Origin of the sequence: Simplicispira suum (assembly GCF_003008595.1) — a bacterium.
Classification (GTDB): Bacteria; Pseudomonadota; Gammaproteobacteria; order Burkholderiales; family Burkholderiaceae_C; genus Simplicispira; species Simplicispira suum.
In genome coordinates, this window is the sequence record NZ_CP027669.1 from 3882321 (window position 1) to 3905466 (window position 23146).

Annotated in this window: 28 protein-coding genes; 16 read left to right on the top strand and 12 right to left on the bottom strand. The window is 63.4% G+C overall.

Going from position 1 to position 23146, the window contains the following annotated elements:
* Nucleotides 1-3 precede the first annotated feature (3 nt).
* Entirely contained in the window at nt 4-651 is a 648-nt protein-coding gene (locus C6571_RS17940) for a hypothetical protein (RefSeq protein ID WP_106447903.1), read from the top strand.
* Nucleotides 635-1354: a phosphoserine phosphatase SerB gene (serB, locus tag C6571_RS17945; protein WP_106447904.1), complete on the top strand. Its 720-nt coding sequence runs from the start codon at nt 635-637 to the stop codon at nt 1352-1354. The genes C6571_RS17940 and serB overlap by 17 nt, the downstream gene beginning before the upstream one ends.
* Here serB and C6571_RS17950 read toward each other — a convergent pair.
* Entirely contained in the window at nt 1305-1865 is a 561-nt protein-coding gene (locus C6571_RS17950; RefSeq protein WP_106447905.1) for an RrF2 family transcriptional regulator, read from the bottom strand. The genes serB and C6571_RS17950 overlap by 50 nt on opposite strands.
* Before the next feature lie 90 nt (nt 1866-1955).
* On the opposite strand from C6571_RS17950, the gene ytfE reads away from it, so the two are divergent.
* Nucleotides 1956-2687 carry an iron-sulfur cluster repair protein YtfE gene (ytfE, locus tag C6571_RS17955; RefSeq protein ID WP_106447906.1) on the top strand — a complete coding sequence of 244 codons (732 nt, stop codon included), beginning with the start codon at nt 1956-1958 and terminating at the stop codon, nt 2685-2687.
* Nucleotides 2688-2701: 14 nt separating this feature from the next.
* Entirely contained in the window at nt 2702-3112 is a 411-nt protein-coding gene (locus C6571_RS17960; protein WP_106447907.1) for a group III truncated hemoglobin, read from the top strand.
* 33 nt (nt 3113-3145) lie between these two features.
* Here C6571_RS17960 and C6571_RS17965 read toward each other — a convergent pair whose 3' ends face one another.
* On the bottom strand, nt 3146-3784 hold the full coding sequence (locus tag C6571_RS17965; protein WP_106447908.1) for a LysE/ArgO family amino acid transporter: 639 nt from the start codon (nt 3782-3784) through the stop codon (nt 3146-3148).
* A gap of 69 nt (nt 3785-3853) precedes the next feature.
* On the opposite strand from C6571_RS17965, the gene argP reads away from it, so the two are divergent.
* Nucleotides 3854-4765 (top strand): HTH-type transcriptional regulator ArgP, encoded by a 912-nt coding sequence (gene argP, locus C6571_RS17970; RefSeq protein ID WP_106447909.1) that lies wholly within the window; start codon nt 3854-3856, stop codon nt 4763-4765.
* A 3-nt stretch (nt 4766-4768) separates the two neighbouring features.
* On the opposite strand, the gene C6571_RS17975 is transcribed toward argP, so the two are convergent.
* Complete coding sequence (locus tag C6571_RS17975; protein WP_245901567.1) at nt 4769-5074, bottom strand: SUI1 family translation initiation factor; 306 nt, start codon at nt 5072-5074, stop codon at nt 4769-4771.
* Between the two features lie 59 nt (nt 5075-5133).
* Nucleotides 5134-5589, bottom strand: coding sequence for a DUF2721 domain-containing protein (locus C6571_RS17980; RefSeq protein WP_106447911.1), 456 nt, complete (start codon nt 5587-5589; stop codon nt 5134-5136).
* 116 nt (nt 5590-5705) lie between these two features.
* On the opposite strand from C6571_RS17980, the gene C6571_RS17985 reads away from it, so the two are divergent.
* On the top strand, nt 5706-6974 hold the full coding sequence (locus tag C6571_RS17985; RefSeq protein WP_106447912.1) for a DEAD/DEAH box helicase: 1269 nt from the start codon (nt 5706-5708) through the stop codon (nt 6972-6974).
* A gap of 2 nt (nt 6975-6976) precedes the next feature.
* Here the strand turns inward: C6571_RS17985 and C6571_RS17990 are convergent, their stop codons facing one another.
* Nucleotides 6977-7312, bottom strand: a complete 336-nt coding sequence (locus C6571_RS17990; protein ID WP_106447913.1) for a DUF6172 family protein — start codon at nt 7310-7312, stop codon at nt 6977-6979.
* A 100-nt stretch (nt 7313-7412) separates the two neighbouring features.
* Between C6571_RS17990 and C6571_RS17995 the strand changes: the two genes are divergently transcribed.
* The gene (locus C6571_RS17995) at nt 7413-8699 is read left to right on the top strand and encodes a sensor domain-containing diguanylate cyclase (RefSeq protein WP_106447914.1); all 1287 of its coding nucleotides are present in this window, start codon (nt 7413-7415) and stop codon (nt 8697-8699) included.
* 107 nt (nt 8700-8806) lie between these two features.
* On the opposite strand, the gene C6571_RS18000 is transcribed toward C6571_RS17995, so the two are convergent.
* A complete protein-coding gene (locus C6571_RS18000; RefSeq protein WP_106447915.1) occupies nt 8807-9034 on the bottom strand; it encodes a SlyX family protein in 228 nt (75 codons plus the stop codon).
* A gap of 5 nt (nt 9035-9039) precedes the next feature.
* A complete protein-coding gene (locus C6571_RS18005) occupies nt 9040-10230 on the bottom strand; it encodes an aminotransferase-like domain-containing protein (protein ID WP_211300762.1) in 1191 nt (396 codons plus the stop codon).
* A gap of 109 nt (nt 10231-10339) precedes the next feature.
* Between C6571_RS18005 and C6571_RS18010 the strand changes: the two genes are divergently transcribed.
* Nucleotides 10340-10603, top strand: a complete 264-nt coding sequence (locus C6571_RS18010) for a DUF2164 domain-containing protein (protein WP_106447917.1) — start codon at nt 10340-10342, stop codon at nt 10601-10603.
* A gap of 117 nt (nt 10604-10720) precedes the next feature.
* Here the strand turns inward: C6571_RS18010 and C6571_RS18015 are convergent, their stop codons facing one another.
* Nucleotides 10721-11758 (bottom strand): IS630 family transposase, encoded by a 1038-nt coding sequence (locus C6571_RS18015; RefSeq protein ID WP_106447918.1) that lies wholly within the window; start codon nt 11756-11758, stop codon nt 10721-10723.
* Between the two features lie 134 nt (nt 11759-11892).
* Here C6571_RS18015 and C6571_RS18020 point away from each other — a divergent pair, with 134 nt between their 5' ends.
* Nucleotides 11893-12708 carry an AraC family transcriptional regulator gene (locus C6571_RS18020; RefSeq protein WP_245901333.1) on the top strand — a complete coding sequence of 272 codons (816 nt, stop codon included), beginning with the start codon at nt 11893-11895 and terminating at the stop codon, nt 12706-12708.
* Here the strand turns inward: C6571_RS18020 and C6571_RS18025 are convergent.
* Complete coding sequence (locus tag C6571_RS18025; protein ID WP_106447920.1) at nt 12671-13546, bottom strand: DMT family transporter; 876 nt, start codon at nt 13544-13546, stop codon at nt 12671-12673. The genes C6571_RS18020 and C6571_RS18025 overlap by 38 nt on opposite strands.
* Nucleotides 13547-13713: 167 nt before the next feature.
* Here C6571_RS18025 and nth point away from each other — a divergent pair, with 167 nt between their 5' ends.
* The 5 genes from nth to C6571_RS18045 all read left to right on the top strand — a co-directional run bounded on the left by nth (nt 13714) and on the right by C6571_RS18045 (nt 17470).
* Complete coding sequence (gene nth / locus C6571_RS18030) at nt 13714-14352, top strand: endonuclease III (protein ID WP_106448332.1); 639 nt, start codon at nt 13714-13716, stop codon at nt 14350-14352.
* 56 nt (nt 14353-14408) lie between these two features.
* Nucleotides 14409-15542 (top strand): GGDEF domain-containing protein, encoded by a 1134-nt coding sequence (locus tag C6571_RS18035; protein WP_106447921.1) that lies wholly within the window; start codon nt 14409-14411, stop codon nt 15540-15542.
* Nucleotides 15543-15743: 201 nt separating this feature from the next.
* A complete protein-coding gene (locus C6571_RS20190; RefSeq protein ID WP_276329905.1) occupies nt 15744-16721 on the top strand; it encodes a GGDEF domain-containing protein in 978 nt (325 codons plus the stop codon).
* Complete coding sequence (locus C6571_RS20195) at nt 16658-16870, top strand: GGDEF domain-containing protein (protein ID WP_276329910.1); 213 nt, start codon at nt 16658-16660, stop codon at nt 16868-16870. Before C6571_RS20190 ends, C6571_RS20195 begins: the two co-directional genes overlap by 64 nt.
* 141 nt (nt 16871-17011) lie before the next feature.
* Entirely contained in the window at nt 17012-17470 is a 459-nt protein-coding gene (locus C6571_RS18045) for a VOC family protein (protein WP_245901334.1), read from the top strand.
* A 1453-nt stretch (nt 17471-18923) separates the two neighbouring features.
* On the opposite strand, the gene C6571_RS18055 is transcribed toward C6571_RS18045, so the two are convergent.
* The gene (locus C6571_RS18055) at nt 18924-19943 is read right to left on the bottom strand and encodes an IS110 family RNA-guided transposase (protein WP_106447922.1); all 1020 of its coding nucleotides are present in this window, start codon (nt 19941-19943) and stop codon (nt 18924-18926) included.
* Between the two features lie 128 nt (nt 19944-20071).
* Here C6571_RS18055 and C6571_RS19600 point away from each other — a divergent pair, with 128 nt between their 5' ends.
* Together C6571_RS19600 and C6571_RS20285 are read left to right on the top strand one after the other, a co-directional pair.
* Complete coding sequence (locus C6571_RS19600) at nt 20072-20326, top strand: hypothetical protein (protein ID WP_146139374.1); 255 nt, start codon at nt 20072-20074, stop codon at nt 20324-20326.
* Complete coding sequence (locus tag C6571_RS20285) at nt 20313-20384, top strand: DUF1010 domain-containing protein (protein ID WP_420852931.1); 72 nt, start codon at nt 20313-20315, stop codon at nt 20382-20384. The genes C6571_RS19600 and C6571_RS20285 overlap by 14 nt, the downstream gene beginning before the upstream one ends.
* 213 nt (nt 20385-20597) lie before the next feature.
* Here the strand turns inward: C6571_RS20285 and cobT are convergent, their stop codons facing one another.
* Together cobT and C6571_RS18065 are read right to left on the bottom strand one after the other, a co-directional pair.
* Nucleotides 20598-21653 carry a nicotinate-nucleotide--dimethylbenzimidazole phosphoribosyltransferase gene (cobT, locus tag C6571_RS18060; RefSeq protein WP_106447923.1) on the bottom strand — a complete coding sequence of 352 codons (1056 nt, stop codon included), beginning with the start codon at nt 21651-21653 and terminating at the stop codon, nt 20598-20600.
* A gap of 6 nt (nt 21654-21659) precedes the next feature.
* The gene (locus C6571_RS18065) at nt 21660-23123 is read right to left on the bottom strand and encodes a cobyric acid synthase (protein ID WP_106447924.1); all 1464 of its coding nucleotides are present in this window, start codon (nt 23121-23123) and stop codon (nt 21660-21662) included.
* Nucleotides 23124-23146: the final 23 nt, after the last annotated feature.

Consider the following 23146-nt stretch of genomic DNA (forward strand, 5'->3'; position numbering starts at 1 on the left):
CCCATGCTGCTGCTGAGTACGGAACTGCTGCTGGCCATTGCCTTGGGGGCGGCGCTGTGGATGCGCCCCTGGCAGCTTCTGCGCGGGGGCGCGCTGATCTCCCCTTTGCTCGGCAGCCTGGTGGTTTTGCCCTGGCTCTGGGCCCTGCCCTGGCTGCACACCATGCCGCTGCAGTTGCACTGGTCTCTGGCCTGCCTGGTGCTGCTCATGCTGGGCTGGCCACTTGCGGTGCCCACCTTGTGCCTTGTCGCCGTGCTGGCGGGCTTGCTCGGGGACCAGACCTGGGAGGTGGTGGTGACGCTGGCGTTCTGGCGCGGCGTGCTCCCTGCAACGCTGGCGCTGGGACTGGGCGCAGCCATTCGGCGTCTCATCGGTCCGCATCTCTTTGTCTACGTTTTGGGGCGCGGCTTTCTTGGCGCTGCCGTTTGCCTGTTTGCTGCCAGCGCGCTGCTGCAATGGCTGGGGCCGGCACAGCCGGGGCTGGACAAGACCTTGTCGCTGGTGGCGCACTGGCTTACCGCCTGGGGCGATGCCTTTGTCACCGGCATGCTGACCGCCATATTTGTCGCTTTCAAACCCGCCTGGCTTGCCACCTGGTCCGACACCCTTTATTTGCCCAAACCACCTGCTACCCATGACACACCCGACTGAATTTGCACCCGGCCTGATCGTCCAGGGCATCGCTGCGCCGCTGAATCTGGCCGACTACCGCCTGATCGCCTTCGACATGGATTCGACCCTGATCAATATCGAGTGCGTCGACGAGATTGCAGACGCTGCAGGCCGCAAGGCCGAGGTTGCAGCCATTACCGAAGCCGCCATGCAGGGCGTGATCACCGACTACAAGGAAAGCCTGCGCCAGCGCGTGGCTTTGCTCAAGGGCGTGCCGCTAGCGCACCTGGAGCAGGTCTACAACCAGCGCTTGCGCTTCAATCCGGGCGCACAGGCGCTGGTGTCCGCCGCCAAGGCAGTCGGGCTCACGACGCTGCTGGTATCCGGTGGCTTCACATATTTTGCCGACCGCGTGCGCGCGAGTCTGGGGATCGACTTCGCGCGTTCCAACCTGCTCGACGTGCAGGACGGCGCTTTGACCGGGCGCATGTTGGACCAAAGCTGGGGCGACATTTGCGATGGCGCAGAAAAGCGCCGCAGTTTGCTCGAACTCGCGTCGTTCATGCGTATCTCGCCCGCCCAGACCATTGCGGTGGGCGACGGCGCCAACGATCTGCCGATGATGGGTGCGGCCGGGTTGTCAGTGGCCTACCACGCCAAGCCGGCCGTGCGGGCGCAGGCCCACGTGGCCATCAACGAAGGGGGCCTGGATCGCTTGCTGGAAGTACTGCGCCCAAGCTGAACTGGGGCAACACAGGCGTTTTCGACACCAGTGCATTGCGGTCGGGCAGGCCAGGCACCAGCCGTACGACGCTCTCGCCTTGCGCGTCTGCTCCGGCTTGCTCGGGCGCAACCAGCAGATCGGCCAAGGTGTAGCGGTCCAGCACGCGAAAGAAACTGGCCATGGCCTGGCCCAAAACGCCTTGTAGTTGGCAGTGGCTGCTGAGCCGACACTGGTTGCTCGTCGGATCGAAGCATTCGACGAGAGTGAAATCGGTTTCGGTGGCACGCACCACTTCACCCACATTGATCTCATGGGCCGGGCGCATCAGTCGCATGCCGCCGCCTCGGCCCCGCGTGGTCTCCAGCAGGCCACTGGCCGAGAGCTGCTGCACTATTTTGGTGAGATGGCTGCGCGAGATGCCGTAGCTTTCGGCCACTTCAGTAATGGTGACGGGCTGGGCACGTCCATGACTTGCAGCGCAGTACATGAGCACGCGCAGCGTGTAGTCCGTCCACTGGGTCAGGCGCATCAGCAAGCTTCCATTCAGAAAAGGGGAATCACCAAGGGATTTTATTGCGATAAAATATTCACGCAATATGTCTCTTTAAGGATTAACCCCATGAATGCCCGTGTTGACGCCCTTGGCTCCGCAGCCGCCGTTTCGCCTGATGCAAGCATTGGCAGCATTGCCGTGCAGCTTCCTGGTGCCACTGCCGTGTTTCGCCGACTCAAGCTCGACTTCTGCTGCGGTGGAAACGTGGCGCTGGCACAGGCTGTGGCCGACAAGGGCCTGGTACTTGATTCGGTGCTGGCGGAACTCTCAGCCCTGCAACGGCCGGCCGCGGCGCCCGAAACGGCCACGCCTGCGCAACTCGTCGACCACATCGTTACGCGCTTTCACGATGTGCATCGCCAGCAATTGCCTGAGCTGATTCGCATGGCTCGGCGCGTCGAAGCCGTGCACCGCGAGAACCCGCATGTTCCGGCCGGTCTGGGAGACTTGCTCGAAGCCATGCAAGCCGAACTGTTCACCCACATGCACAAGGAAGAAGCGATTCTGTTTCCCATGCTGAAAGCTGGCGGCAACCCCTTTGTCAGCCAGCCCATCGGCATGATGCGCGCCGAGCATGTGGACCATGGCGCCGAGCTGGAGCGATTGATGGCGCTGACCAACGACGCCAACCCGCCCGCAGGGGCGTGCAACACCTGGCGCGCGCTCTACACAGGCATTGGACAATTTGCCGACGACCTGATCAACCATATCCATACGGAAAACAACGTGCTCTTTCCGCAGTTTGAACCGGCAGCGGCTGGCAGCGGCGACTGCGGCAGCTCCTGCGGATGCAGCTGAGGGAGAGGCCAGCCATGGCGTCCGGCGAACGCGGCCCAGTCACGCGCGAGCGGCTAAGCGAACTGGTGCACACCTTCTATGCCGACGTGCGCGCCGACACGCTGCTCGGACCGGTGTTCGAGCAAGCGCTCGCTGAACGCTGGGAGCCGCACCTTGAACGCATGGTGGAGTTCTGGAGCACCGTGGCGCTGGGGACCAAATCGTTCAGCGGTAATGTGTTTGGCAAGCATATGGCCCTGTCGGGCGTGACGCCATCGCACTTCACCGCCTGGGTGCGCCTCTGGGGCGAGCACACTGAACGCCTGTTTGATCCCGATGTGGCCCGTGAACTGCAGTTCACGGCACACGGCATCGCGCGCAATCTGTTTCTCGGGTATTTCGGCGAGCGGCCGACGTTTGCCCACCGCGAAACGGCGCAAAACTGAAGATTGCTGTTTTGGATAGGGTGCCCGCGCGGCTCAGGCGGTCTGCGCTCCGGACCAAACCCACCACGCCAGCACCAGCATCATGGCGCCAGTGAGCGCATCCAGCGCACGCCAGGCCTGTGGTCGCGCGAAAACGGCCTGCAGTCGGCGTCCGGCCAGCGCCAGGCACAGGAACCACGCCAAACTGGCCGACGCCGCGCCCGCGACAAAAGCCGCCTGGAACGCGCCGGGCTGGCGCGCGCCCATGGAACCCATCAGCACCACGGTGTCCAGATAGACGTGGGGATTGAGCAAGGTAATGGCCGCCAGCGCACCCAGCACGGCCCGGCGCGAGGGGGGATTGGCAACGACCTCCTTGGCCACTGCCGCACCACGCTGAGACAACAGGCGCGACCAGGCAAGCAGACCGTAGCAGAGCAAAAACACGGCTCCGCCCAGGCTGAGCGCTTGTGCAAGCACGGGCATGTTCTCCAGCAGCTGCGCCATGCCCGCCACCCCAATCCCTACCAAGAGCGCATCGCTGAGCACGCACCAGGCGACGCACACGCTGACATGCCGGCCCGTAACCGCCTGGCGCAGTACAAACAGGTTTTGCGCACCAATGGACGCCACCAGTGCAAAGCAAATGGTGAAGCCGGCGAGCCAGGAAGAAGCAGCATCAAGCATCCACATGCACTCGATTTTGCGCCCCTGAAAACTTTAAGTACACTTCATTTTCTTAAATCAACCTAAGCATTTCTAATGTTTGACTACGCCGCCCTGGAAGCGCTCGCAGCCGTACTGCGCGAAGGCAGTTTCGAGCGCGCAGCGCGGCGCCTGCATGTCACGCCTTCGGCGATTTCGCAGCGCATCAAGCAGTTGGAAGAACGCATGGGGCAGGTGCTGGTGCTGCGCGGCTCGCCCTGCACCGGCACCGACGCCGGACGGCAGCTGTGCCTGCACTTTGAGCAGGTCGCCATGCTGGAAAACGGCCTGCGGCGAAGCCACCCTTCCCTGCACGACGGCCAGGGCGCAGCCGCGCCCACGCTTCAGCTGGCGGTCAATGCCGACTCCCTGTCCACCTGGTTCATGGATGCCATGGCGGCTTTTGCCGACGCGGGCAATGAGCTGCTGGATCTGCGCATTGACGACCAGGACCACACCGCCCAGCGGCTGCGCGATGGCGAAGTGCTCGCAGCTGTAACGGCGTCCCGAACCAGCATTGCGGGCTGCAACAGCTGGCCCCTGGGCTCCATGGCCTACGTAGCGGCCGCGAGCCCCGCTTTTGCTGCACGCCACTGGCCACAAGGCGCGAGTGCCCATGCGCTGGCTGCTGCCCCCATGCTCAGCTTCGGCCCCAAGGACCGGCTGCAGGAGCAGTGGCTGCAAGCCCAGGGCCTGCCCGCACGCGCACACCCGCCGCGCCACTATGTGCCCTCGAACGACGGCTACGTGCGTGGGTGTGAGCGCGGCCTGGGCTGGGGCATGCATCCGGTGGCTTTGATCGAGAGCCAATTGGCGTCGGGCCGGCTCGTCCCGGTGGTGCCCGGTGCGCGCTTGTCCATTCCGCTGTTCTGGGTGCATCTGCGCAGCGCGCAGGCACCGCTGGAGCGATTGACCCAGTGCGTCATGGCGGCAGCCCGCAAGTCTTTGACACCCGATACGGGGGAATGACGATCAAGCGGCGCGTTTTGTGCGCAGGCCGCGTGCAGCCAGCTCGGCCAGCACGCGTTCCATATGCTCGCCCTGCAGTTCAATCACACCGTCCTTGAGCGTACCGCCCACACCGCAGGCGGTCTTGAGAGCGCGGGCGAGATCCGCCATCGCGCCTTGCTCCAGCGCCAGCCCCCGCACCACGGTAACGGCCTTGCCACGCCGCCCCTTGGTCTCGCAACACACACGAGCGGTGCCGTCGCCGGCCGGCACAGGCCTGGCCTGCGCGCACACACAGTCGGAGACTGCCTGGCGGCACGCCGGACACATGCGGCCGGAATCGGTGGAGTAGACCAGCCCGCCCAGGTCCGAGAGCGAAGACTTGCGGCTCACGGATGCCTCGGTCTGCGGCCGAAATTGAGAATGCGGGTGGCGGCAACCGTCTCCACAAAGAACAGCACCAGTGCCAGCAAAAACGACATCACGCCGGCCAGAAAGCTGCCCACTGCCCAGCTGGGGCTGTCGAACTCTGTGGTCTGTCCGAGGAACAGAAAAAGGATGGTCAGGCCGATGAGAAATCCGCACAGTGTGAGCAGACCAATGCACAAGGTGACCAGCCAGCCGCGCGTACGCAGCAACGCCAACTCGCGATAAATGCTTGGCGGAACCGGCCCTTGTGCCGCGCTATGCAAGAACGCCTCCAGCACCCGCGCGCGGTCGACGATGCGCGCCAGACGGTGGGCCACCGTACCGATCATTCCCGACACCGCCGTCAGCAAAAACACCGGCGCTACCGCCAACTGGATGCTGTGGACAATGGCGCCCGGATCGTAGACAAGGTTCATGCCGCGCGATTATGGCGGCTGGCGCACAATCCCCGGCTGCTCTCAGCACGTATTTGGGCCCTCCAGCGCCTAAAGCCTTTTTTCTGCCATCTGCTCCTTCACTGCTCCCGCATCCCATGCCATTTTCTGCCCTTGGGCTCTTATCCACTCTCGCGCAAGCAGCCCAAGCCAAGGGATACGCCACCCCGACGCAGGTACAGACCGACATGCTCCCCGCCGTGCTGCAAGGGCGCGACGTGCTGGCCCAGGCACCCACAGGCTCGGGCAAGACGGCTGCCTTCGCCCTGCCCTTGCTCCAGCGCCTGGCGCAAGCGCCCCATGTGCAACCGCGCCCGGTGCATGCCTTGGTGCTGGTACCCACGCGCGAGCTGGCGGTGCAGGTGGCCGCCGTGCTGCGCGACTTTGCCGTTGCCCTGCCCCGGCGCGTTGAAGTTGCACTGGCCTTTGGCGGCGTCTCGATCAACCCACAAATGATGGCGCTGCGCGGCGGCGCCGACGTCGTCGTGGCCACACCGGGGCGACTGCTGGACCTGGTGGAACACAACGCCTTGCGCCTGGACCAGGTGCAGACCCTGGTGCTGGACGAAGCCGACCGGCTGCTGGACCTGGGCTTTGCCGACGAGTTGGCGCGCGTGCTGGCACTGCTGCCGGCGGCGCGGCAAAACCTGCTGCTCTCGGCCACCTTTCCCGGCAAAGTGCAGGCGCTTGCCCAGGCCTTGCTGCGCGAGCCGGTACGCATCCGGGTGGATGCACCTGCCGAGACGCCGGACATCGTGCAGCGCAGCATCGCTGTGGACGCAGCCAGGCGCACGCAGTTGCTGCGCCATTTGTTGCTGCAGGAAGGCTGGAGCCGGGTGCTGGTATTCGTGGCCACGCAATACGCGGCCGAACATGTGGCAGAAAAGCTCTACAAGGCGGGCATTTTTGCCACTCCGTTTCACGGCGGCTTGAGCCAGGGGGCGCGCCGCCAGGTGCTCGATGAATTCAAAGCCGAGCGCTGGCAGGTCGTGCTGACCACCGATCTGGCCGCGCGCGGCCTCGACATTGCGCAACTGCCGGCCGTCGTCAACTTCGATCTGCCGCGATCACCGTCTGACTATGTCCACCGCATTGGCCGCACCGGACGCGCGGGTGAGGCCGGCCTGGCGCTGAGCTTTGTCACGCCCGAGGGCGAAGCGCATATGCGCCTGATTGAAAAGCGCCTGGGCGTCCAGTTCGAGCGCGAGCGACTGGCCGGATTTGAGCCCAGCACGGAGCCGGCCACGTCCAGCGCCAACGCCGATGCGGGCGCCGGCGGCATCAAGGGCAAACGCCCGAGCAAAAAAGACAAGCTGCGTGCAGCAGGCCTGCTGCCGCCGCTGGATCGCTCGCCGGGCGGCACCTGAGCTCAATCGCCCAGGTAAGGCGCGGCGGTGGGCGGCACGCCGTCGTCCACCTGCGGGCGTGCTGGCCGCCGGGCCGGGCGGGCCAGAAGCTCCAGATAAAACTGCCCGGCCTGGGCAGCCACGGCGCTGTCGATCAAGCCCATCACATCGCCCAGGGCCACTACGGCAGGCTCTTGCGGGGGCACGGCGAAGCGGCAGTCGAAATCCCAAAAATCGGAGCCCTCGGGGAGCTTCTTGCCACGCTCGCGGCGCAGGTATTTGCGGATTTCGTGTTTGATGGCTTCGAGGCGCCGGTCGGGATGCTGCCCTTCGGCATGCAGGGCAAAAGTTTTCTTCATGGCCAATGGTACCGCCTTGCACCCACTGCCCTAGTGGCCCATGTCCACGTGGTTTACACAAAATGTCACAATAGAATCCTATTCGCTTCGCCTACTTACGATGACCGACTTGACCCAATTGCTGCACGCTCTGCCCGGCGCTGTGCTGCTGAGTCGAAATGACGTGATCGTCTACGCCAATCACGCAAGTGCTGCGCTGTTGGAAGCGGCTTCGCCGCAGGCCTTGCTCGGGCACACGACCAACGAGTTCGTGCATCCACTGGACAAGCAGCGCTCCAGTGAGCGCATCCATCGGGTCAGCGAATCGGCCGATGCAGGCGCCGGCACTCCCAACAAGCCATCGGAATTTCGCATTCACACCTGCCGGGGGAACTTGCGCATGGTGCTGATCTCCAGCGTCGCTGTCGAAGTGGATGGCGCTCCCGCCGTGCTGATGTGCGGCATGGACATGACGCACCAGAGCGAAATTCAGGAACAGCTGCGCGAGAGCGAGCAGAACTTCCGGCGCCTTTTCGAGAGCATGCAGGATGTGTACTACCGCACCGACGCCCAGGGCGTGGTGCAGCATGTGGGTCCCGGCGTGCGCCGGGTGCTGGGCTACGAGCCGCACGAAATCGAAGGCCACACCGCTGAAGCCTATTACCCCCAAAGCAGCGACCGCGACGCCTTCAAAGCAGCGATTGCGACGCACGGAGAGGTGGCAGATTTTTCCGGGCAAATGGTGCGAAAGGATGGGCGGGTGATCGACATTTCGATCAGCAGCCACGCCTTGTTCGATCACAACGGCGAGTTTGCGGGCATCGAAGGCATTTACCGCGACGTGACGCAGCGCAAAAACCTGGAGCGCGAACTGCAGCGCCTGGCCACCACCGACATGCTGACCGGCATGACCAACCGGCGTGCGTTTCTCGATCTCGCCGAGCGCACCTATGCGCAGTCGCGTCGCAAAGGAACGGCCATGTGCCTGCTGATGCTCGACCTGGACCATTTCAAAAGCGTCAACGACCGCTTCGGCCACCTGGAAGGCGACCGCGTGCTGGTGGCTTTTACCCAGGCGGTGCGCGCGCAACTGCGTGGCAGCGACACCGTGGGACGCCTGGGCGGCGAAGAGTTCTGTGTGCTGCTGCCGCAGACCGATACCGCCAGCGCTGCCGAGGTGGCTACGCGGATTCTTGCCGGTACCCGGGCGATGCGCCTTGAAACGGTCGCAGGCGAAGCTTTTTCCATCACGGTGAGCGCGGGGCTGGCCACGCTGCTCGCTTCAGACAAGAGCCTTCACCGGTTGCTCGATCGCGCCGACCAGTCGCTCTACAGCGCCAAGCGCAGCGGACGTGATCGACTCGCGATCGATGTCTCAACGGACGATCCGGGCGCCCTCACCCTTTGAAAATTTAAGCTAAATAAGCCTCTAGCGCTTATTCCATAAGCGTTAGCAGCTATCAATTCAATAGTGGTGAATGACCTGCCCCGCCGCGCGGCAGGCCGCTTCAGTATTCAGTAATGCGGCGGAAGTTCATCGCGTGGGTCGCGCGGCTGGCTGCCCTCGCCATCGGGCGAGCGCTGGCGCAACTGCACCACTTCACGCGCCAACTGGTCGATCTGATCGCGCTGCCGGTAGATGACAAGGTTGAGTTCGTCCAGCAGGTCTTCCATGTAGCTGAGCTTGACCTCCAGGTTCTCCAGCCGCGCTGCGGTGTGCAGATCGGACCCAATGCCAGCCATACGGCTCACAGCGCCTGCGCCAGGCGCGCCACGCCTTCGCGGATTTTTTCCACATCGGCCGTGGCGAACGACAGGCGCAGGGTGGCGCTGTCGGGCTGGGCGCAGAAGAACGGCGTGCCCGGCACAAAAGCCACGCCCTTTTCAATGGCGCGCTTGGCAAACGCATTGCCGTCTGCCACCTTGCCGCCTGCGCCGGTCAGGCGCGCCCAGACAAACAGCCCGCCTTGGGGCTGCACGAACGCGATGGCTTGGCCCAGGTCTTTGCGCAGCGCGTCGCCCATGGCCTGGGCGCGCTCGGCGTACACGGCGCGCATCCGGGTCAGCGTTCCGGGCAAGCGCCCGGCCTTGAGGTATTGCGCCGCCGTGGCCTGGGCAAAGGTGCTCGTGGCGGCGTCGCTGAACTGCTTGCACATGGTGGCCTTGGCCAGCAGCTCGGGCGGGGCCACCAGCCAACCCACGCGCAGGCCGGGCGAGAGCACCTTGCTGAGCGATCCGCAGTGCGCCAACAGATCGCGGCTACCGGGCACCTGTGCCGAGAGCGCGAGCAGGCTGGGCGGTGGCGCCTCGCCGAAGTACAGGTCGCCATAGGGGTCGTCCTCCACCACCAGGGTGTTGTACTTCACCGCCAGCTCCAACACCTTTTTGCGGCGATCGAGGGGCAGCAGCGCACCGCTGGGGTTGCCGAAGGTGGGAATCAGGTAGACAAACTTGGGCTTGTGCTCGGCGATCAGCTGCTCCAGCACATCGGTTTGCACGCCGTCTGCATCGATGGGCGCGCTGATCAGCTCGGCACCGTAGAGGCGAAAGCACTGAATGGTGGCCAGAAAGGTCGGACCTTCGACAATGACTTTGTCACCGGGGCTGATCAGGGTTTTGCCCAGCAAATCAAGCGCCTGCTGGCTGCCGGTGGTGACGATGAGATTTTCGGGCGCCAGCGCTGCAGCACCCTTGCTCGTCATGAACGCGCTGATCTGCTCGCGCAGCGGCTGGTAGCCCTCGGTGGCGCCGTACTGCAGCGCAGCGCCTGGCTCCTGGTCGAGGGCCGCGTTGCTGGCGGCGCGAATGCCGTCCACGTCAAACATGGCGCTGTCCGGAAAACCGCCGGCAAAACTGATGATGCCGGGCTTGCCCAGCAGCTTGAAAAGCTCGCGGATGGCAGAGGTTTCTACGTTGTTCAGGCGGTCGGCAAATTGCAGCGGCATGGTGGGGTCTCGGTGGTGTCTGGCGATAGTCTGGCCGCAATTGTCCCAAAACAGCGCGCGGGATTCCTGCGTTCGCCCAGGCAGCGCCCGTAGACTTGCTGCCATGTCCATTGAACTGCCCAAAGAAGCCCGCAGCGCGGCCATTGCCTCCATCGAGCGCTACTTCCTGGAAGAGCATGGCGAGCGCATCGGCAACATGGCTGCCGGCGCCCTGTTGAACTTCTTCCTCGCCGACATTGGCCCTGCCGTCTACAACCTGGCGGTGGCGCAGGCGCAGGAGCGCATGCAGGCGCGGGTGGCGGACCTCGACATTGAACTGCATGCAGAGGCGTTCACCTGGTGGACCCAACGCAAAGGAAAACCCTGATTCATGCCAGCCGCCATGGACACGCCATCCACCGCACCACGCGCGGCCTATGTGCGCCGCATCAACGGTGTGCTGGACCATATCAACGCGCACTTATTGATCCGGCCCTGTGAAGTATTAAGCCGCGTAGCGAACTCGGCGATCCTGGAAGTAGCCAATAACCCGTTCCGGGTTTTGCTCCAGCATCGCCATATGATCGTTCGCGGCCTCGCGTAACTTGGCCTTGGTTCTGACCGGTACGCGCTTGCCCATCTCTTGCTTCAAATCCGCATTGAGCCGCTCTTCTGGGTTGAGCTGTGGGCTGTAGCTGGGCAGGTAGAACAGCTCAATTTGGTCTTTGTGTTCGGCCACCCAAGCCTTCACCAGCTTGCTGTGATGCACACGCAAATTGTCCAGAATCAGAAAGACTTTTTTACCTGCATCCTTGATCAAGGCTTGCAGGAATTCAATGAGCTTGTCGGCGTCAAACGCCTCGTCAATGATCATCCAGCGCGTCTTGCCCTGGTTGGTCACAGTTGCAATCATGGAGAGCTTGTGGCGGGTGCCGCCAATAGCCATGGTCACTGGCGTTTTGCCTGTCGGCGCATAGCTTCTGCCGCGCACATCCGTGTTGACCAAAGCGGTCTCATCGCCCCAGTGAATTTCGGCCCCTTCAGCTCTGGCGCGCTGCTCGATGCCGGGGTACTCGCCCTCCAACCAAGCCTGGACTGCGGCAGGGCTTTGCTCGTACGCACGCTTGATTGGTTTTTGCGGTGTGAAGCCCCAGCGGGTGAGGTACTTGCCGACACTACGAACCTGTAGTTTCATGCCAAATTCTTGTTCGATCAATTGGCCCACGGCCGCTCGGCTCCACAGGTGAAAGTCCATCTTGAGTTGCTCGGGACGCTTGTCGATGATCATTCTTTGAATCGTCTCTTCTTGCGTTTGACTGAGGACCCGGCCATCGCCTGGGCTACGCCCGCGCAAGGCGGGCCGAATAGCGCTCCAGCCGCCGGCTTCAAAGAGGTCAATCGCGGCGCGCACCGGCGGGTAGCTCAACCCTGTCATCGCCACGATTTGCATGATCTTGATGCCTTTCTTGTGCAGCCGCACGACTTGCTTGCGGCGCTCGTGAAGTTGCTCCAGTGTTTGCTTTCTTGCGTTTTCTTTTTCCATGGGCTTCTGACCATCAAACGCACATAAAATTCATACTTTATTGGGCCTTATCTATAGGCGACACGCTGGATCTGCAAACGCTGGCCGCTGTGGCGCATTTTTCGCCCTGGCACTTTCACCGCATCTTCCAGGCAATGACGGGCGAAACGCTTGCCGATTGCGTTCGCCGCCTGCGCCTGGAGGCCGCCGCTCAGCGGCTTCTGACGCGCCCACCCCGCAGCGCGCTTGCCGTCGCGCTGGCCGTCGGGTTTGCCTCACCCGAAGTGTTTGCGCGCGCCTTCAAGGCGTACTTCGGAAGCACCCCCACAGAGTGGCGGCGCGGAGCTTGGCGCGAATGGGCCACTCGACACGACGAAGCCTTCAGCAAGATTCATCAAGAAAAGCGCAAGCCGCATCAAGCCAGCGTCGCCGTCTTTCTTGATCATTGGCCGCAACCGGGCAGCTGCCTGGCCACAATCAATGAAAGATCTCCCATGCAAGTACAAGTCAAGACCCTGCCTGCCATGCGCCTGGCCTATATGCGGTCCACCGGCCCCTACGGCGGCGGCCACATCGGCAAGTTGTGGGCGCGCTTTGCCGCCTGGTGCGCAGCCGAAGGCCCCATGACGCAGCGCCAGACCACCTACGGCATCGGACAGGACAACCCGGCAATTGCGCCCGCCGACAAGCTGCGCTACGACTGCTGCGTGGCGGTGGGCGAGAGCTTCCTGCCCCAGGGTGAAGTGGGCGTACAGGATTTTTCGGGTGGACGCTATGCCTGCGCACCCTTCAAGGGCACCAGCGCGCAAATACACGCAGCGTGGATGCAGATGTACGGCCAATGGCTGCCCGAAAGCGGCTGGCAGGCAGACGACAAGCCCGGCGTCGAGGTCTACGGCGAAGACTTCGAGATGGACCCCGCGACCGGGATCTTCACTTGCGAAACGTGCGTGCCGGTGCGGCCGCTTTGACCGATGGCACGCGCTGTGGCATCGCCACCACCATCGCGATGCCGCCGGTGATCGCCAGCGCCGCCCAGCCCAGGCGTTGCGTCCAGTCTTCCCCCAGCAACAGGGTACCGCCCAGCGCCGCCAGCAGCGGCACGCTCAACTGCACCGTGGCGGCTGCACTGGCTCGCAAATGCGGCAGAACCGTGTACCAGACGATGTAGCCCAGGCCAGAAGTGATGGCCCCGGAACACAGAGCCAGCGCCAGGCCGCTGGGGGTGATCGACCACTGCGACGCGCTGGCAGCCACCAGAAGCAGAGCGAACGGCACGCTGCGCAGGAAATTGCCTGCCGTGGCAGCGCCAGCGTCTCGTGCTCCCCTGCCGTGCAGCGAATAGGCGCCCCAGCCCACGCCCGCAGCCAACATCAGCATGGCGCTGCCCGGAGGCGGCGCGCTCCAACCCGGCAACAGCAGAACCACCAAGCCGCCCATGGCCAGCAGCAATCCGAACCACTGGGCAAGCGCCAGGCGCTCACCACGCCAAAGGCCTGCGCCAATCATCGTGGCCTGCACAGCGCCAAACAGCAGCAGGGCACCCACGCCCGCAGGCAAACGCGCATAAGCCCACGAGAACGCTGCGGCATACGCGAACAACCAGAAAGCCGCCGCCCAGGTGCCATGGGCCACGGGCGAGACGCGGCGAACGCGCACCACCACCACCAGCATCGCCGCGCCCGAAGCCAGGCGGATGGCGGCAAAACTGGTGGGGTCAATCAACTCGCTTTTGAGCGCCAATCGGCACAGCAGCGAGTTGGCTGCAAAGGCCAGCATGGAAAGCAGCGTCAGCAAAACGACACGCATGGGGAATTTGAATTCTGATGGCGCCCAACAGGGGCGAAAGCGTGCGAGCGGCAGACAACAGCACAGCCGGCAGCGGCCGAGCCATTTTGACAGTGCTGCGCACCCAGGCTGCGCTGCTGCTTCGATCTTCTATAGTGGCCGCGCTGCATCCCGCGACCCCATCCCTCATGAAACCCGCCCTCATCCAACCCTTCTTTGCTGCCCTCAAGGCAGCCAACCCCGAACCACAAACGGAGCTGGAGTACACCAGTGTGTTTGAGTTGCTGGCCGCCGTACTGCTCTCGGCCCAGGCCACCGACGTGGGTGTGAACAAGGCCACGCGCAGACTGTTCCCCATAGCGAACACACCGCAGGCCATTCTTGACTTGGGGCTGGGCGCCCTGGAGGCGCACATCAAGACCATCGGCCTGTACCGCAGCAAGGCCAGGCACCTGATGGAAACCTGCCGCATGCTGGTCACGCAGCACGGCGGCCAGGTGCCGGATACGCGCGAAGCCCTGGAGGCCCTGCCCGGCGTAGGCCGCAAAACGGCCAATGTGGTGCTGAACGTGGCGTTTGGCCAGCCCACCATGGCGGTGGACACGCACATCTTTCGCGTCAGCAACCGCACCGGCCTGGCCCCAGGCAAGACGCCGCTGGCGGTGGAGCAGCAACTGCTCAAACGTGTGCCGCCTGAATACGCCGTGGACTCCCACCACTGGCTGATTCTGCTGGGACGCTATGTCTGCCAGGCGCGCAAGCCGCGCTGCTGGGAGTGCGTGGTGGCGCCGTATTGCGACTACGAGCCGAAAACACCGCGCCCATAGGGCCGCAATGGCGCTGGCTATACTGAAATTCAACTCTGTATGCCAGCCGCCTGCCTATGAACAGTCTCGACCCCCGTTCCCTGATTGCCATGGGTGGATTGATGGCGCTGGTGATGGGCATTGTTCTGGGCTTTACTCGGCGCTACTACCCGTCCAGCATTTTGGGGCTCGGTTATTGGGCAATGGCACCTGCTGCCATGCTGGGCGCAGCCGTGTTCTTTGGCGTCCCTGCGCCGTGGTTTCCGGAGGTCTGGCGCTGGATTGCCAATGGGTTCATCTTGCTGGGCTTTGTGCTGTTTCATGTGGGGTTTCGCCGCTTCTACGGCAAACCTGCCCGCTGGTACCGCGTGCTGGCGCTGTACGGCCTGACCATGCTTGTCCTTGCATGGTATGGAGGGGGCGAGCCCTCGTACCGCATACGCGTCGCGGTAGTCACCGGTGCCATCGCCTTGGTCCACATGGGCAGCCTGGTATTTTTGTTTCGCAACGGCAACCGAAATTTTCCGGTGCGCATGGTCCAGGCCACGCTGGGACTGCACCTAGCCGTGCTGCTGGTGCGGCTGCAGACGGTGCTGTCGGAGGGCGACGTGGGCAACCTGCTGGAGGCCTCTGCCATCCAGACGTTCTACCTCGGCGCCTATGTGCTTTCGGGACTGCTGCTGTCGATTGGCGCCCTGCTCATGGCGACCGACCGCGTGCGCACCGAGCTGGAACACATGGCCACGCACGATGCGCTGACCGGCACGCTCAACCGCCGCGCCATTGTCGGTTTTTGCGAAGAAGAACACGCGCGCAGCGTGCGCTACGGGCATCCTTTCTCGCTGATGATGATGGACCTGGACCATTTCAAGGCAGTGAACGACACCTACGGCCACCAACACGGGGACCAGGTGCTGGTCCATTTCGTTGACTGCGCCCGCGCTGCGTTGCGCCGGGCCGACCGGTTCGGCCGCTATGGTGGCGAAGAATTCCTGGCCCTATTGCCCAACACCGCCCTCGACACTGCGCTACCGGTCGCCAAAAGAATCCATACCGCGCTGTCCTCCGGTCACCCGCTGGACTGCAAGGTGAGCATCGGGGTGACCAGCTGGAAGGGCAAGGACGACAGTCTGGACGCCATGCTCGGCCGCGCCGATGCCGCGCTGTACCAAGCCAAGGCCGAGGGACGCAACCGCACCTGTACCGGCTGAGGTTTTTCGTTCCATCCTACCTCAAGCCTGCGCCGCCCCAGTCCGCTGATAACTCGCCAACCGGCACCGCACCGCGCAGGCCGATTGCCGGAGCGGCCAGGTCAATGCTGCAGAACGAACGGCTTGCGGGCGGCCGGTTCGAAGTATGGCGCAGCGCGCTGGCTATACTGGATTTCGCCGACCGATCAAAGCCTTCTTTCGATGAACTCCCTGGACCCACGTTCACTCATCGCCCTGGGGGGATTCATGGCGTTGGTGATGGGCATCGTGCTGGGTTTCATGCGGCGCTACTACCCGCGCAATATTCACGGCCTGGGCTACTGGGCACTCACACCGGCCTCCATGCTGTGGGGAGCGTTCTTTTACGCGGCTCCAGGCCCCTGGCCACCCGAGCTGGGCCGCTGGCTGGGACATGGGCTGCTGCTGCTGGGTTTCGTGTCTTTCCACTTCGGCTGCAGGCGCTTCTTCGACCATGCCGCACAGGCGCGTCCAATACTTCTGATCTACGGGCTCGTACTGCTCGGGCTGGCATGGTTTGTGGTCGTCGCACCTTCGTACCGCGTCCAGCTTTCCCTGTTCAACTGTGCCCTTCTCGCGCTGCACACGGGCACGCTGTATTTCCTCTTGCGCAGGAGCAACAAGAATTTTCCGGTTCGCATGGTGGAGTTTGCGCTGGTGCTGCACATGGCCATCCTGTTTGCGCGCCTGGTGACCACCACACCCGACATGGGCGACCTGCTTGATGCGTCGTTGATTCAGAACGTCTACATCAGCTCCTATCTGGTCATTGTTCTTCTGTTACTCATTGGCGCCGTGCTCATGGCCACCGACCGCGTGCGCAGTGAGCTGGAATACATGGCCACACACGATGCGCTGACCGGCACGCTCAACCGCCGCGCGATTCTCGGTTTTTGCGCGGACGAGCACGAGCGCAGCATGCGCTATGGTCAGTCCTTCTCGCTCATGATGATCGACCTGGATCACTTCAAGGCCGTCAACGACACCCATGGCCACCAGCACGGCGACCAGGTGCTCGTGCACTTTGCCGGATGCACCCGCGCTGCCCTGCGCCGCGCCGACCGCTCGGGCGCTATGGCGGCGAGGAATTTCTGGTTCTGCTCCCCAACACCGATACCGACGCAGCGCTCATCGTGGCAGAGCGCATTCGCACCGCGCTAACCACCGGCCATGCCTTGGACTGCGCAGCCAGCATCGGCGTCACCCATTGGTGCGGCCCCAAAGACACACTGGACGCCATGCTCGGCCGCGCCGATGCGGCCTTGTACCAAGCCAAAGCCGAGGGACGCAACCGCATTTGTGTCGGATGAGGCGGGAGCCGCCAAGCCTGCGCTGCCCTTGCCGCACCGGCCTTTGAGCAGGCTCACGGGCCTTTTGGAAGACAAAGCGGTACGCATACAGCCCTGGTGTTCGACATGGGCACGGCCCGAGCGGAGCGACCCTGGACCCACATGACCTTCCGCGTGACCGACATCCAGCGCGCCAAGGCGCTCTACAGCGAAGCCCTTGCGCCCCTGGGCTGCAGCGTTTCTTTCGATGGCCGCTACGGCATGAACATCCTTGGGGTTGCCTATTCCGACTCCACCGAATCCGATGGCACAGCGGCGGACATGCGGATCATCGATGGCCCCTCGCCCTATGGCGGCCCACCGGCCACCACGGGCTGTCATCTGGCATGGAAGGCACAGACCCACACCCCCGTGGACGCCTTCCATGCCGCCGCCCTCAGCGCCGCAGGCAAGGACAACAGCGCACCCAGCCTGCGCCCCGACGACCACCCCCATTGCTACGGGGCCTTCGTCATTGACATGGAAGGCAACAACATGGGGGCGGTGTGCCATCGGCCGGAGCAGGCTGCGCACCGCAATTCGGTTTCATCGGACGGGCGGATTTACATTCGAATTGCCTGACTGTGCAGCGGCCTCAAACAAAGATGGGAGAGCGCCATTTCGCACAGGGCGGGAGCCGAGTCTCGCCCCGGCAGGCGAGGTACTTGTTCTTTGCGTCGCCAAAGAAAAGTACCCAAAAGAAAGGCGACCCTGCTGTCCGTGACCCCGTGCTGCGCACGGGGCAACCTGCGGTGCTCGCGCCGGGCAGGGTCTCGCTGAACTCGCGCTACGCGCTCAAACAGACGCGAGCCCTGATCCGCCCGCCGCTGCGCTTCTCGGCACGGCCACAAGGGCTTGGGACAACGGAAAACCAAACATCCTCACGGGCCTATCTCTGCGCGCGGCCCGTGTGGCTTCCAGGCCCTTGTAGATGCGCCTGCGTCGGGGTGCTTGCGGGGTGGCATGCGCGCAGGTGCGCGCATGCTTCGTTGACTAGCTCGCCATGGTTGTTCGAATGTAGCTGCGTAGCAGCGCAGTGAGTTCCACGGCGCACCCCGCAAGTACCCCGACGCAGGTTGCCCCGTAGCGCAGCGAAGGGGTCGCAGTCAGCAGGGTGGGCCTTTTTTGGTGACTTTTTTCGGCATGAAAAAAGTTACTGCGCCGCCGGGCGCACATCCCGGCATCCGCCGTTTGCCACGAAGCGCGAACCCTTCAAAGCCGTGCTCTCATTGTTGTCTGGCGGATTAGCTGAGGCAGCTACATAGTCAGGTCAAATTGGCTTGCAGCGAACTATTTCATTGCGCTGACAGCTATATATTTCATAGCTTCTGGCGTATTCCGGTGCCGTAGGCCAGTGGCCGCCGACGCGTTGGGTGCCAATCATCAGGCGGCAACAACGGGAGCACGGCACTGAGTATCCAGGTCTGCAAGCGACCCGAAGGCGAAGGTGGGCATCACTCGCCAAAGCTATCTGCGATGCGCTACCCAGCGTTCCCACAGCCAGAACTTGCCCCGCGAGCGCCCAGATTTCCCCTCTTCGCAAGCTATAGTTTCCCCCGACGCAAGCGTGCCGGGTTTCACGGAATTTTTATACCTGGATGTTTGAACAGGCCATCCGCTGCAAACCTATGCTGCAAGCCACTTCCAGGAGAAATTAGTGTCCAGAATATCCCGCACGGTCCAGTTTATCCCGCAGGTTTTGCGGGATACATCACTACAAGGGCTTCCCATAAAAGTCAAACGAATCCTCCCCGCAATGAATCGCGTAGCGATTGATTGCGGAATTTGAATTCACTTCACTTTGCTACCACCGCACTCAACATGGCGCTGTGTCTGAGTGCAAAGAATGCGGACAGCAAAACTACAAACGGTCATTGATGCAGGCGGTCTGTGCCTGCGGACCCTGATGAAAGACGCACGCGAGGTACCCATTCGTTAGCCGAGGACTCCTTGCCTCCGAGATGTATTCGGTAACCCCTCGCGCAGGTCCTACCCTTTGCTCATCAACGCTAGCTTTCACGCGGTGGAAGTTGTCTCATGCGGGCAAGCGAAACGCCTCGCCTCGGTTCAATACTGCCCAGCACATGCGGGCATTCTTGGCGGCAATCGCAACCACCGCACGCCAGTAACCTCTGCGCTCAGCCAAGGCATAAGCCCAGCGACTGATGGGGTCTGAGCGGTTCTTGGCTGTTTGCAAGACCGAACGTGCTCCCAGCACCAGCAAAGAGCGCAAGTACGGATCTCCCGCCTTGGTGATATGCCCCAGGCGCGATTTACCGCCCGAGCTGTATTGCCCTGGAGTCAGTCCCAGCCAGGCGCTGAGTTGACGGCCGCATTGGAAATCATGGCCATGGCCAATGGTGCTCCACAGCGCTGTAGCCGTTGTGGGGCCCACCCCCGGCAACTGCATCAATTGTTTGACCTCAGTGTTGTGCCGTGCCAGCGTGGTGATGTGCTGGTCGTATTGGGCAATGCGCTCATCCAACCGGGTGACTTCACTGAGCAGATCACCGATCACTGTGTTGGCCCAGCCGGGCAGATCTTCCAGGCTGGCCAAGGCTTCGCGGCGAACGACAGCTGCCTTGAGCGGCATCACGATGCCCAGCTCCGAGAGCAGGCCGCGAATTCTGTTGAGCGTGGCAGTGCGCTGCTCGACAAACCCCTGGCGAGCACGGTGCACCATGAGCTGGCCTTGTTGTGCCAAGCTCTTGATGGGCACAAAGCGCATATTGGGTCGGATGACGGCTTCACAGATGGCAGCGGCATCAGCCGCGTCGTTCTTGCCGCGTTTACCTGAGAGACGGTAGGGGGCGACGAACTTCGGAGCCATCAGGCGCACGGTGTGGCCGAACTTCGCGAACTCACGCGCCCAATGGTGGGCGCCAGAGCACGCTTCCATGCCAATGAGACACGGCGGCAGCGCGGCTATGAGTTCAAGCAGCTTGGCACGCGGCACGCTGGGACGCAAAAGTACCGGCTTGCCTGTGGCATCAACGCCATGTACAGCAAAGACATTCTTTGCCAGATCGATTCCGATGGTGACAATGGCAGTCATGGACTTCCCCTTCCAACAAACGAGTGAGTTGATGAGAGATCGAACTTCCCATCGTGGCACCTGGATGCCGTATTGCGCAACTGTGCGGTTCACTCGGGACGGGGAAGTCCCTTTCATTCGTTAGAAAAATGAAAAAAGATCAAAGACACACTGTTACGGTGCTTCGCTTGCCAGAGTCGTTACGCAGTTCAGATCAAATGGAAACCGATGCACTAAACGGAATTTCCTCAATTCCAGGAGTCACGGAAACCCAAATAGAGGCGTCTAGCGAAGATTCGGTAACTCTGTCTTATGTTTGGTCAGGTTCTGAGCATTTCCAAACCACAGATGAACATTTAAGGCAGTTTGGCCTTCGCAAGCGCTGGAAAGATGAATTCAAATAAATCTAACCCGGCGCTCAAGCCGACCCGCATTCTGCGGGCGGCTTATCTTGTCCGTTGAGTGCCTGCGTCTTGATACCGCCAGCGGCGGCTCATGGCCGAGAGCCGCTCCACAGACGCCACCATTTCGCGCCAGCTCAGCCTCTTTCACTCAGCGCAGATCCACAGCAAAATCATCCTGCAGCGCTTACCCCATAAGCGCTAACAGCTATTGATTTAATAGTCTTTAGCGCATTCCGTTTCCTCAAGCTGGCGGCAACGCCAGGGCAGCCCATCACGCTGCGCTTTGCCCCGACACCCCCGCCGCTTCAAAACTCGCCATCTCGCGCAGGATGGCGCAGGCCGATTGCAGCAGCGGCCAAGCCAGCGCGGCGCCCGAGCCTTCGCCCAGGCGCAGGCCCAGGTCCAGCAAGGGCTCGGCCTGCATCTGCTCCAGCATCAGGCCATGCGCGCGCTCACCCGAGCGGTGGGCGAATACGCAGCGCTGCAGCACCCACGGCTGCAGGCGGCTGGCCACCAAAACAGCGGCGCTGGTGATGAAGCCATCGACCACGATCACGCGGCGCTCGGCGGCGGCCTGCAGCACCGTGCCGACCAGTGTGGCCACTTCAAAACCACCCAGCGCGGCCAGGGCAGCAAGTGGCTTGGTGGCGCTTGCGTTGGCGTCCAGCGCTTGCTGCAACACAGCGCATTTGCGCGCAATGCCTGCAGCGTCCAGCCCGGTGCCTGCGCCCGTGCATTCGGTAATGGGCAGGCCGCACAAGCGTGCCAACAGCAGCGAGGCCACCGAGGTGTTGCCAATGCCCATTTCCCCCAGCAGCAAAGCGTTGCCGGGCAAACTTCGCACCACGTCGATACCGTTTTGAATGGCGGTTTCGCACTGCGCCGTGCTCATGGCGGGACCTTGGGATGCATCCTGCGTGCCCGCTGCCACTTTGCGCAGGAGCAGGCGCGGCTGGCCGGGCGTGGTCTCGCGCGGGGCGATGCCCTTCGCCACACCGCAGTCCACCACGGTGAGCGCCAGACCGTGCTGGCGCGCCAGCACGCTGACGGCTGCGCCGCCGGCAAGAAAGTTCTCGACCATCTGCCAGGTCACGTCGCTCGGAAAGGCCGACACGCCGCGCGCTGCCAGGCCGTGGTCGCCGGCGCACACCAGCATTTGCGGGGCCTGCAACTGCGGTGCCTCGGTGCCCAGAATCTGGCCCAGGCGCAGGGCCAGAGATTCCAGCTTCCCGAGCGAGCCGAGCGGCTTGGTTTTTTGGTCGATCAGGTGCTGCAGGCGCGCGGTGAGGGCTGGATGGGTGAGATCGGGAAGAAGAGGAATTTGCATGAAAAATCAGATGAGAAGCTCACGTAGAAAATGGGCGTCGAAACATTCTTCGACCGTGCGCGCCAGGCCATCGAATACCGCGTCGAGCGTAGGCACCGGCGCGGCGCCTTCCTGGCCAAACAGGGCCTGCAGCACGGCAGGGTCTTCGAACAGGCCATGCAGGTACACGCCCAGCACATTGCCGGCCGGGTTTTGCCAGGCCATGCCGGGGATGACGCCCCGCGCGATGTCGCCCTTGGCCGCCATGGCCGGGTGCTGAGCGGTCTGGCCGTGGTGGATTTCGTAGCCCGACACCGGCACGCCCGACAGCGGCGCCCAGGCGCCTTGCAGGTCGGCAAAACGCGCCGTGGTGCGGCGCACCGTCTTGGCAGGCTCGAACACCGTGACCAGCGGCAGCAGCCCCAGGCCGGGACCGTTGCCGTCGATGCCGGCCAGGTCGATCAATCCCTCGCCCAGCATCTGCAGCCCGCCGCACACCCCCAGCACCGCCCCGCCCTGTGCGGCGTGCGCGGCAATGGCGCGGTCCAGCCCCTGCGCGCGCACCCAGGCCAAGTCAGCGGCAGTGGCTTTGGAGCCAGGGAGCACGATCCAGTCGGTCGCCTTCAAACCCGCCACGTCGGCCGGGCTGCGCACCCAGAGCAGGCGCACGCCGGGCACGTTCTTGAGCGGCTGGAATTCGTCGAGGTTGCTGATGCGCGGGAATGCCACCACGGCCACCGTGGTGTGCACGGCGCCTGCGGTGGTACTGCGGTCGTCAAAAACCCCATCTTCTTCAGGCAGTCCGTGGTGCCACTGCATGGGGATGGTGGCTACCGTCGGCACGCCGGTCAGCGCCTGCAGTTGCTGCGGCGCGGGCGCCAGCAGGCTGGCATCGCCGCGAAACTTGTTGAGCACAAAGCCGTGAATCAGCGCGCGCTCGTCTTCCGGCAGCAGCGCCCAGGTGCCGTAGAGGTGGGCAAAGGCGCCGCCCCGGTCGATATCGGTCACCAGCAGGCAGCGCGCGCCCGCGTGCCGCGCCACGCGCATGTTGACGATGTCGCTGGCGTGCAGGTTGATCTCCGCCGGCGAACCAGCGCCTTCGATGACGACTACGTCGTTCTCGGCACGGAGTTGGTCGAGCGCGGCGGCAATCTGCGGCCACACCTTCTCGCTGCGCCCGCGCCAGGGGAGCGCGGTGAATTCGGCGTGCACCTGCCCCAGCAGCACCACCTGGCTGTGGGTATCGGCCTCGGGTTTGAGCAGCAGCGGGTTCATGCGCACTTCGGGCGTGGCGCGCGCGGCCAGGGCCTGGAAGTATTGGGCGGAACCGATTTCGCCCCAGGCGCCATCGATGCCCTCGACCACCCGCGCGTTGTTGCTCATGTTCTGCGCCTTGAACGGCGCGACCTTGAGGCCCTGGTTGCTGTAGTAGCGGCACAGCGCAGTGGTCAGCCAGCTTTTGCCGGCGCCGCTGGCGGTGCCCAGCACCATAACGCAGACGGCGGGGCGGCGCC

Coding starts and splice junctions, on each gene's coding strand:
- C6571_RS17940 (WP_106447903.1), top strand. CDS start 4: ATGCTGCTGCTGAGTACGGAACTGCTGCTGGCCATTGCCTTGGGGGCG.
- serB (WP_106447904.1), top strand. CDS start 635: ATGACACACCCGACTGAATTTGCACCCGGCCTGATCGTCCAGGGCATC.
- C6571_RS17950 (WP_106447905.1), bottom strand. CDS start 1,865: ATGCGCCTGACCCAGTGGACGGACTACACGCTGCGCGTGCTCATGTAC.
- ytfE (WP_106447906.1), top strand. CDS start 1,956: ATGAATGCCCGTGTTGACGCCCTTGGCTCCGCAGCCGCCGTTTCGCCT.
- C6571_RS17960 (WP_106447907.1), top strand. CDS start 2,702: ATGGCGTCCGGCGAACGCGGCCCAGTCACGCGCGAGCGGCTAAGCGAA.
- C6571_RS17965 (WP_106447908.1), bottom strand. CDS start 3,784: ATGTGGATGCTTGATGCTGCTTCTTCCTGGCTCGCCGGCTTCACCATT.
- argP (WP_106447909.1), top strand. CDS start 3,854: ATGTTTGACTACGCCGCCCTGGAAGCGCTCGCAGCCGTACTGCGCGAA.
- C6571_RS17975 (WP_245901567.1), bottom strand. CDS start 5,074: ATGTGTCCGGCGTGCCGCCAGGCAGTCTCCGACTGTGTGTGCGCGCAG.
- C6571_RS17980 (WP_106447911.1), bottom strand. CDS start 5,589: ATGAACCTTGTCTACGATCCGGGCGCCATTGTCCACAGCATCCAGTTG.
- C6571_RS17985 (WP_106447912.1), top strand. CDS start 5,706: ATGCCATTTTCTGCCCTTGGGCTCTTATCCACTCTCGCGCAAGCAGCC.
- C6571_RS17990 (WP_106447913.1), bottom strand. CDS start 7,312: ATGAAGAAAACTTTTGCCCTGCATGCCGAAGGGCAGCATCCCGACCGG.
- C6571_RS17995 (WP_106447914.1), top strand. CDS start 7,413: ATGACCGACTTGACCCAATTGCTGCACGCTCTGCCCGGCGCTGTGCTG.
- C6571_RS18000 (WP_106447915.1), bottom strand. CDS start 9,034: ATGGCTGGCATTGGGTCCGATCTGCACACCGCAGCGCGGCTGGAGAAC.
- C6571_RS18010 (WP_106447917.1), top strand. CDS start 10,340: ATGTCCATTGAACTGCCCAAAGAAGCCCGCAGCGCGGCCATTGCCTCC.
- C6571_RS18015 (WP_106447918.1), bottom strand. CDS start 11,758: ATGGAAAAAGAAAACGCAAGAAAGCAAACACTGGAGCAACTTCACGAG.
- C6571_RS18020 (WP_245901333.1), top strand. CDS start 11,893: ATGACGGGCGAAACGCTTGCCGATTGCGTTCGCCGCCTGCGCCTGGAG.
- C6571_RS18025 (WP_106447920.1), bottom strand. CDS start 13,546: ATGCGTGTCGTTTTGCTGACGCTGCTTTCCATGCTGGCCTTTGCAGCC.
- nth (WP_106448332.1), top strand. CDS start 13,714: ATGAAACCCGCCCTCATCCAACCCTTCTTTGCTGCCCTCAAGGCAGCC.
- C6571_RS18035 (WP_106447921.1), top strand. CDS start 14,409: ATGAACAGTCTCGACCCCCGTTCCCTGATTGCCATGGGTGGATTGATG.
- C6571_RS20190 (WP_276329905.1), top strand. CDS start 15,744: ATGAACTCCCTGGACCCACGTTCACTCATCGCCCTGGGGGGATTCATG.
- C6571_RS18045 (WP_245901334.1), top strand. CDS start 17,012: ATGACCTTCCGCGTGACCGACATCCAGCGCGCCAAGGCGCTCTACAGC.
- C6571_RS18055 (WP_106447922.1), bottom strand. CDS start 19,943: ATGACTGCCATTGTCACCATCGGAATCGATCTGGCAAAGAATGTCTTT.
- C6571_RS19600 (WP_146139374.1), top strand. CDS start 20,072: ATGAAAAAAGATCAAAGACACACTGTTACGGTGCTTCGCTTGCCAGAG.
- cobT (WP_106447923.1), bottom strand. CDS start 21,653: ATGCAAATTCCTCTTCTTCCCGATCTCACCCATCCAGCCCTCACCGCG.
- C6571_RS18065 (WP_106447924.1), bottom strand. CDS start 23,123: ATGGTGCTGGGCACCGCCAGCGGCGCCGGCAAAAGCTGGCTGACCACT.